At 63.1% G+C, this 6,238-nt stretch carries 6 protein-coding genes; 2 read left to right on the top strand and 4 right to left on the bottom strand.

The annotated features are described in order from the left end of the window. Nucleotides 1-514, top strand: a 514-nt coding sequence (locus FN369_RS10700; protein ID WP_218580050.1) for a hypothetical protein, incomplete at its 5' end; no start/stop codon positions are given. A gap of 98 nt (nucleotides 515-612) precedes the next feature. Here FN369_RS10700 and FN369_RS10695 read toward each other — a convergent pair. The 4 genes from FN369_RS10695 to FN369_RS10680 form a co-directional block, all read right to left on the bottom strand. Beyond that, nucleotides 613-1,773 carry an NAD(P)/FAD-dependent oxidoreductase gene (locus tag FN369_RS10695; RefSeq protein ID WP_142526125.1) on the bottom strand — a complete coding sequence of 387 codons (1,161 nt, stop codon included), beginning with the start codon at nucleotides 1,771-1,773 and terminating at the stop codon, nucleotides 613-615. Further along, a complete protein-coding gene (locus tag FN369_RS10690) occupies nucleotides 1,774-2,106 on the bottom strand; it encodes a hypothetical protein (RefSeq protein ID WP_142526124.1) in 333 nt (110 codons plus the stop codon). A 149-nt stretch (nucleotides 2,107-2,255) separates the two neighbouring features. Continuing rightward, nucleotides 2,256-3,047 carry an ABC transporter permease gene (locus tag FN369_RS10685; protein WP_142526123.1) on the bottom strand — a complete coding sequence of 264 codons (792 nt, stop codon included), beginning with the start codon at nucleotides 3,045-3,047 and terminating at the stop codon, nucleotides 2,256-2,258. Next, a complete protein-coding gene (locus FN369_RS10680) occupies nucleotides 3,040-3,855 on the bottom strand; it encodes an ATP-binding cassette domain-containing protein (RefSeq protein WP_142526122.1) in 816 nt (271 codons plus the stop codon). The genes FN369_RS10685 and FN369_RS10680 overlap by 8 nt, the downstream gene beginning before the upstream one ends. 144 nt (nucleotides 3,856-3,999) lie before the next feature. On the opposite strand from FN369_RS10680, the gene FN369_RS10675 reads away from it, so the two are divergent. Then, nucleotides 4,000-6,238 (top strand): glycosyl hydrolase family 28-related protein (locus tag FN369_RS10675; protein WP_142526121.1); only part of this gene is annotated, 2,239 nt, incomplete at its 3' end.

The following is a 6,238-nucleotide window of genomic DNA, read 5'->3' as shown; positions in this document are numbered from 1 at the left end:
ACTCACGCCCGTGCAGCGGGAAGCGACCTATGAGCTGGTGGATTTAAATATTAAGATGGATAGCCAGGACACGCCGTTAGAGCAGAGAAGAAAGGAGCTCTTTGCGCTCTTTGCCCGATGGGGCCCCAAAAAGTTTCGGAGCTTCCTGGCCGACCGCTGGTTGGCGACCGAATTTTTGATGGACCTTGAGCTATCGCTTAACCTACACCCGAACCCGAAGAATCCAGATCATCCATCTTACGTCTGGGATCTTTCGGCGATGCCGAGCTGGTTTTGGCAAGAGATCGCCGAGTTTGTCGAGGGACCGAACGCCTATCCGGCTTTTTCCGCCATTGCCCTTCCTTGGATAAGGCCGCTCTGCGAGCCGCTCGAGCCGCTCCATGCGCTCGCAGCGACCTTAAAGGACAAGAAGATGGAGCAGGCGCTGCATGCGCTTGCCGAGAAGCACCCGGAACTGCGCCCTGGAGGCCTTATTCCCCCCTTTCCTCCTGATCTTTTGCCTGGTCTTTTTTAATAGCGGCCCTCCGCGAGGACTAGCCGGTAGTCGACAGCCTTTGTTGTTTCCGCATCTCCTTTTCCGATCGAGCGTTGGCCGCAACCGACCGGGATCGCTCAATCGGATTCCGAAGGAATCGGGGAAGCTCGGAGTCGCTTCGGGGCAAAGCTCTCTTCGGAGATCCCCTGTGCGGCGATTTCCGGAGGGAAGGGAGCTCCTGTGAGAAGAGACGCCGCGATCTCCCCGATCGAGGGGGAGGTTTCGATCCCGAAGCCTCCCAAGGCGGCTGTCCAGAAAAAACCGGGAAGCTCGGGATCCCATCCGATGACTGGGCATTCGTCGGCAACGAAGGAGCGGAGGCCCGCCCACCGGCGGAGGACGGAAGCAGGATCGAGGGGAAGGGTCGTGGCTTCGGCCAGTTTTTGGAGGAGGGCACGGCAGTCGGCTTCTTCCGGTTGGACATCGCATGGGGCGATGGGAGTCTGGTCGGCGGGCGAGGCGAGAAGAACGCTCGCCCAGGGCCGGAAATAGAATCGCTCTTTGACCTCCAGCACCATCGGCCAGCGCGCGCTCTCGGCTTGGGCCTGAAAGGTCATCACCGTCCTTCGCTTGGGCACGAGCCCGATCGGAATCGCTCCCGCCGCGCGGGCGATCTCGTCGGCCCAGGCTCCCGCGGCGTTGACAAGGATTGGCGCCGCAAAGTCGCCGGCGGAGGTTCGGGCCCGCCAGAGGGAGCCGCTCCTTTCGAGCCCCTGCACCTCCGCTCCCAGGTGGACACTCCCCCCGAGTCGGAGCAGAGCTTCCTGCAAGCCTTCCAGGAGGGCGGGGAGGTCGATATCCATTCCGCCCTTTTCGAGGGCGGCTCCGCCAACCCAGGCGCGCCGCAAGACGGGCACCCGAGCGCAGGCCTCTTCGGGAGAGAGGCGTTCGATCGGAGTTCCCCCGGCGGCTACGTCTTGGATGAAGGCATCCAAGGTGGGAAGATCCGCCGTTGAGGAGACAAAGAGGGCGTCCCGGGGAGTGGCGAGCCTCCGTCCCGAAAGAGCCTCGGGAGGCTGTTCAAAGAAGCGGCGGCTGGCCCGGCAGAGGGCCCGAACGGAAGCAGTTCCGTGGCTTCCTCGGAAGAAGACCGCCGAACGACCGGTCGAATGGTATCCCGCGACGACTTCTCGCTCGAGGAGCCCGACGCAACGGCCCTTTTGGGCGAGATGGAAGGCGACGGTGAACCCTCCGATCCCTCCGCCGACGATCAGGGCATCCAAGCTCTTGGCTGTCATCTACGGTTTATCCCCGAACGCCTTTTGCACTCCGTTCGCAAACGCATCGACCTTCGCCTTGGCAAATTCGAGGCTCAATTGGGCTCGCTTGAGCTCGAGCTTGGCGAGCGCCGCGGTCTCCTTCGGCGTCTGGTTCCCCTTCAGGGTCGCCTGCTCCCGCCGGCGGATGGCTTCATCGAGGTCGGCCAGCGCCTCCTCGGCCGCCCGTTTCGTGCTTTCCGAAGGATGACGGCGATAGTCGGCGATGCGCTCTTCGGCCGCCGTCGCCTTCTGCTCGGCGCTGCAGCCGACGAAAAGCAGAAGGGGCAGCGAAACAAGTAGGAGTCGGGCCATCTTTTGCCAGAGGGATGGCTTGGACGAGGGAGCGGGAGAGCGCGGCGGGGACGGTTGGGGTGCGTGGCGGAGCATACGGGAAGATCGAAAGCCAAGCGGGTCGAAGATGCGAGCCGGAAATTGGAAAAGAAGAGAAGGACGCCCGGCCGTCATAGGAGGATTCGCGGGTAGAGCCTTGCGGCGAGGGCGATCAGCAGAACCAGGGTCAGGGCGAGAACGGCAAAATCGGTTCCCAAGCCGAGGGAGCTCTGGGAGCGGGCCAGCATCAGGGCGCGCAGAGCATCGACCAGATAGGTCAACGGGTTGAAACGCGCGAGCAGACAGAGCCAGGCGGGCATGAGCTGGAGGGGGTAGATCGCGTTGCTGGCGAAGAAGAGGGGCATGGTGAGAAGTTGGCCGATCCCGATCAAGCGTTCCCGCGTCTTTACGAGGCAGGCGACAATCAAGGATAGGGTGGAGAAGAGGGCCGACCCGAGAAGGGTGAAAAGCAGCATGGCGAGAACGGTTTCCACCCGCCAGCGGATTTGCACTCCGAGTGCAGCCGCCAGGCCGAAGATCACGATCGCCTGTGACAAGCTGCGAACTCCCCCGCCGAGGGCTTTCCCCAGCACGAGGGTCCAGCGGGGAGCCGGGCTCACCAGATACCGGGTAAGAACCCCCGAATCCCTCTCCCAGATGGTGGAGATGCCGTAAAAGATCGAGAGGAAGAGAGCACTCTGGGCGAGGATGCCCGGAGCCAAAAAATCGAGGTAGGGGAGGCCGCCGGTGGGAATGGCCCGGATCCGATCCATGACCTTGCCGAAGATCAAGAGCCAGAGCAGGGGCTGGACAATCCGGGTAAAGAGCTCGATCGGATCGTGACGGAGCTTGCGAAGCTCCGCCTCCGCGAGCGCCACGGTCTGATCCCAGGTAGCCAGGAGCTCGGCAAGCCTTTTAGCCATGTCTCCGGATCGCCTTCCGGCTGCGAACCACCTCGGCATAGCTGTTGCCATCGGAAGGATTCGGCTCCCCGGCAATTTCGAGAAAGAGCTCTTCCAGGCTCCTTTGTCTGCCGCCGGCGTGGCAGAGCTGCTCGGGAGAGCCAAGATGCATGAGCCTGCCCGCACGGAGAAAGCCGACCGTTCCACAGAGCTCCGCCGCTTCCTCCATGTAATGGGTGGTGAGGAAGATGGTCATCTTCCACTGCTTCCGGAGCTCCCGCAAATGTCGCCAGAGCGTTCGCCGGGCGGCCGGGTCGAGCCCAACCGTCGGCTCATCGAGAAAGAGCACGCGCGGGCGACTGACGAGCGACTGCGCGATCTCCAGACGGCGGATCATTCCGCCGGAATAGCGGCGGACGAGCTCCCCGGGCTGGTCGATTCCCATGAAGTCGAGGGCTTCCTCGATCCTTTCACGCCGCTCCGAGCGGGGAATCCGATAGAGCTTTGCACCGATCCAGAGATTCTCGTAGCCGGTCAAGTCGGGATCGGCCGAAAGCATTTGGGGAACGTAGCCGATATCTGCTCGGACGGCGGTCGGATCGCCGACCACGTCGTGCCCGTCGACACGCGCGCTTCCCGAAGAGGGAGGGAGGAGGGTGGTCAGCATGCGCATCGTCGTCGTCTTTCCCGAGCCGTTCGGTCCTAAAAGCCCGAAGATCGCTCCAAGGCGGACTTGTAGAGTGAGACGGTCGACGGCGCAAAAGCCACCGAAGCGGCGGCTCAGCTGGTCCGTCTCGACAGCAAAGGAGCTCGAATCGTTTCCTGCCATCCAAGAAAGGCTTGGCGCCGGCATTGTCCTAGCGAAAGCGCCTACTCTCTTTTTCACAGCCGGAACTCCCGATTGCAACTCTTCGGAGCGGGAAGAAGGGAACCACTTGCTGGATGATTTTGCTTCAGGCAGTCTGGCGGAAGAATGGCCCGGGCTGCCTCTCTGGCGTTTGCTCTTTTCCTTTCCTTAGCGGCCGTTTCTTCCGGAGCGGCGAAGATTTTCTGGACCTCGGAGCCGATCGCTCCCGGAGAGATGGGGCTTTTTTACGGCGGCGATCTGGGAGGCGTTCGTTCGGTCTCGGTCTGGCCGTTGGAAGACGGAGAGCCCAAGGAGCCCCGAAGCGGCTTTCCACCCGCTCCCTCGATGGCGGTCTCGGTGCCGGTGCAGCAGGCTTCTTCCTGCGCGCTCAAGGTCGCCGTCCCCGGAGCCTTCACCGCGGGCGTCTTTGCCGTGGACGTGGAGGGGGAGAAGCTCCTTCTCAACCGCCCGAGGCCCGAGTGGAGCCAACCGGAGCGGCTGCTTCCGGGGCTGGCGGAAAACCAGGCGGTGCCGGGGAGCCAGATCGAAGTCTTCGGTCGAAATTTCCTTCTCGACGTGACGGAGAGGACGAAGACTCTCCTCTTGCTCCGAGAGAGAGCGACGGGCAAGTCGATTTTGATCGAGCCCGAGCGAGCGGAACGGTATCGCCTCTCGGCCCGCCTGCCGCAGAGCCTGCCGGTCGGAAGCTATGAGATTTGGGTGCACAATGGTCATGGCGGCGAATGGGGATGGGGAGGGGGAGCGACGCTCGAGGTCAAAGCCGCGGAGAGCTGGCCCTCGACGCTCTTCAACGTGCGCGAGTTCGGGGCCAGAGGGGATGGCGTTTCGGACGATTCGGCCGCTCTGCGGAAAGCGCTGAAGGCGGCCGAAAAGGCGGGAGGAGGGATTGTCTACCTTCCGGCGGGCAGCTATGCGGTTCGAGAGGCTTTTTTCCTCCCCCCGAAGACCCTTCTCGAAGGAGATGGGAAGGACTTTACTTGGCTCAAATGGCCGCAAAACGCGCCCCGCTCGCCAAATGAGTTTCTGCCCGCGGTCCTCTACGGCAGCGGGCAATATTCGATCGAGGGCCTCTCGCTGCTGGTGCGAAACGCGCGAAGGGTTCTGCTCGACCTCTCCGTGCTCGCCGACCGCCTCCTTCCGACCGACCTGGCGGAAGCCGAGATTCCCGCACCGCTTCGCAGAAGGGCGGCAGCCTCTCCTTGGGAGACTCGAGATCTCTTTTTGCGCAATGTTCGAATCGACTATCTGCCTTTTGCCGGCGCTCCCGGCCGGCAACCCGAGCGGGACCCGCAATGGTCTCTCGGCCAGTGGGGGCTCGCCGGCCGAGAGGACGAGGAGCTGACGCTCTTTTTGGGAGGGGTCCGCAACGTCGAGATTTCGGGCTGTGAATTTCTCGGGATGCGCCACCGGCTTCTCGACCTCCGGAACGGGCGCGTCGTCGGCAACGATTTTTCCAACCCGATGGGCGCCCTCTCCCGGACGTCGTTGGGGGGGCGCTACCTTGCGCTTCTCGACAACTGGATAGCCGACGGCTCGGTCCTCCAGAGCCATCTCGACGGCTGCCGGTTTTTTGTCGTGGCGCACAATAGCTTCACCGACTTTGGACGGGGCGAGCGAATGGCTCTGCGCCTTCGGGGGGAGCCGTTGCGGGGGAAGTGGCTGGGAAAGGGAGGCTTTCCGGTCCGATGGCTCCCGGTCGAGAGGATAGAGGGGAAGACGATCTGGCTGCGCCACGAGCGCTTGGCTCCGGGGGAGCTGCGGGGTGCCGGGGTGCGAATCGAGCGAGCCGACGGCTCGGAGTCGTGGATTCCCGTCGGAGAGAACACCGATCGGTCGATCCTTTTGGCTTGGCCGCCCGAGTCCGATGGAGAAGTTCCCGATCGAGTCGAAACGGCGGGATATCTCCCGCCCATGCTTTCTGCGGTCTCCCGCTGCTCCGGGAACGATCTTTTCCTCGCCGCCAAGCTTCCCGGCGATTACGCCGGTATCGAGGCGCAGATCGTCAGCGGCAGAGGATCGGGACAGGTGCGCACCATCGTTCACGCATCGGGGGAGCGACTGACGGTCGACCGCGAGTGGGAGGTGAGCCCCGATGCGACGAGTCAGGTGCTTTTGCACCAGCTTCAGGGTAACGGGATCTTTTTCGGGAACGAGGCGGAGGATCCGAGCGGCCTGTTCGTCGGCCAGGGCGATCTCTATGATTCGATCTTCGATGCGAATACGGTTCGGCGGAGCGCGGGGATCTGGCAAAGCTCGGGAACCTTTCTCCAATTCCTCGAGAACGTCCTCGACGTCGCAGTCTCCTACGGAGAGATTCCCCCCGGCGGCCCACCCGCCGATCGCG

This window comes from Methylacidimicrobium cyclopophantes (genome assembly GCF_902143385.2).
Classification (GTDB): domain Bacteria; phylum Verrucomicrobiota; class Verrucomicrobiia; order Methylacidiphilales; family Methylacidiphilaceae; genus Methylacidimicrobium; species Methylacidimicrobium cyclopophantes.
This window is presented reverse-complemented; position numbering and strand designations above follow the sequence as displayed.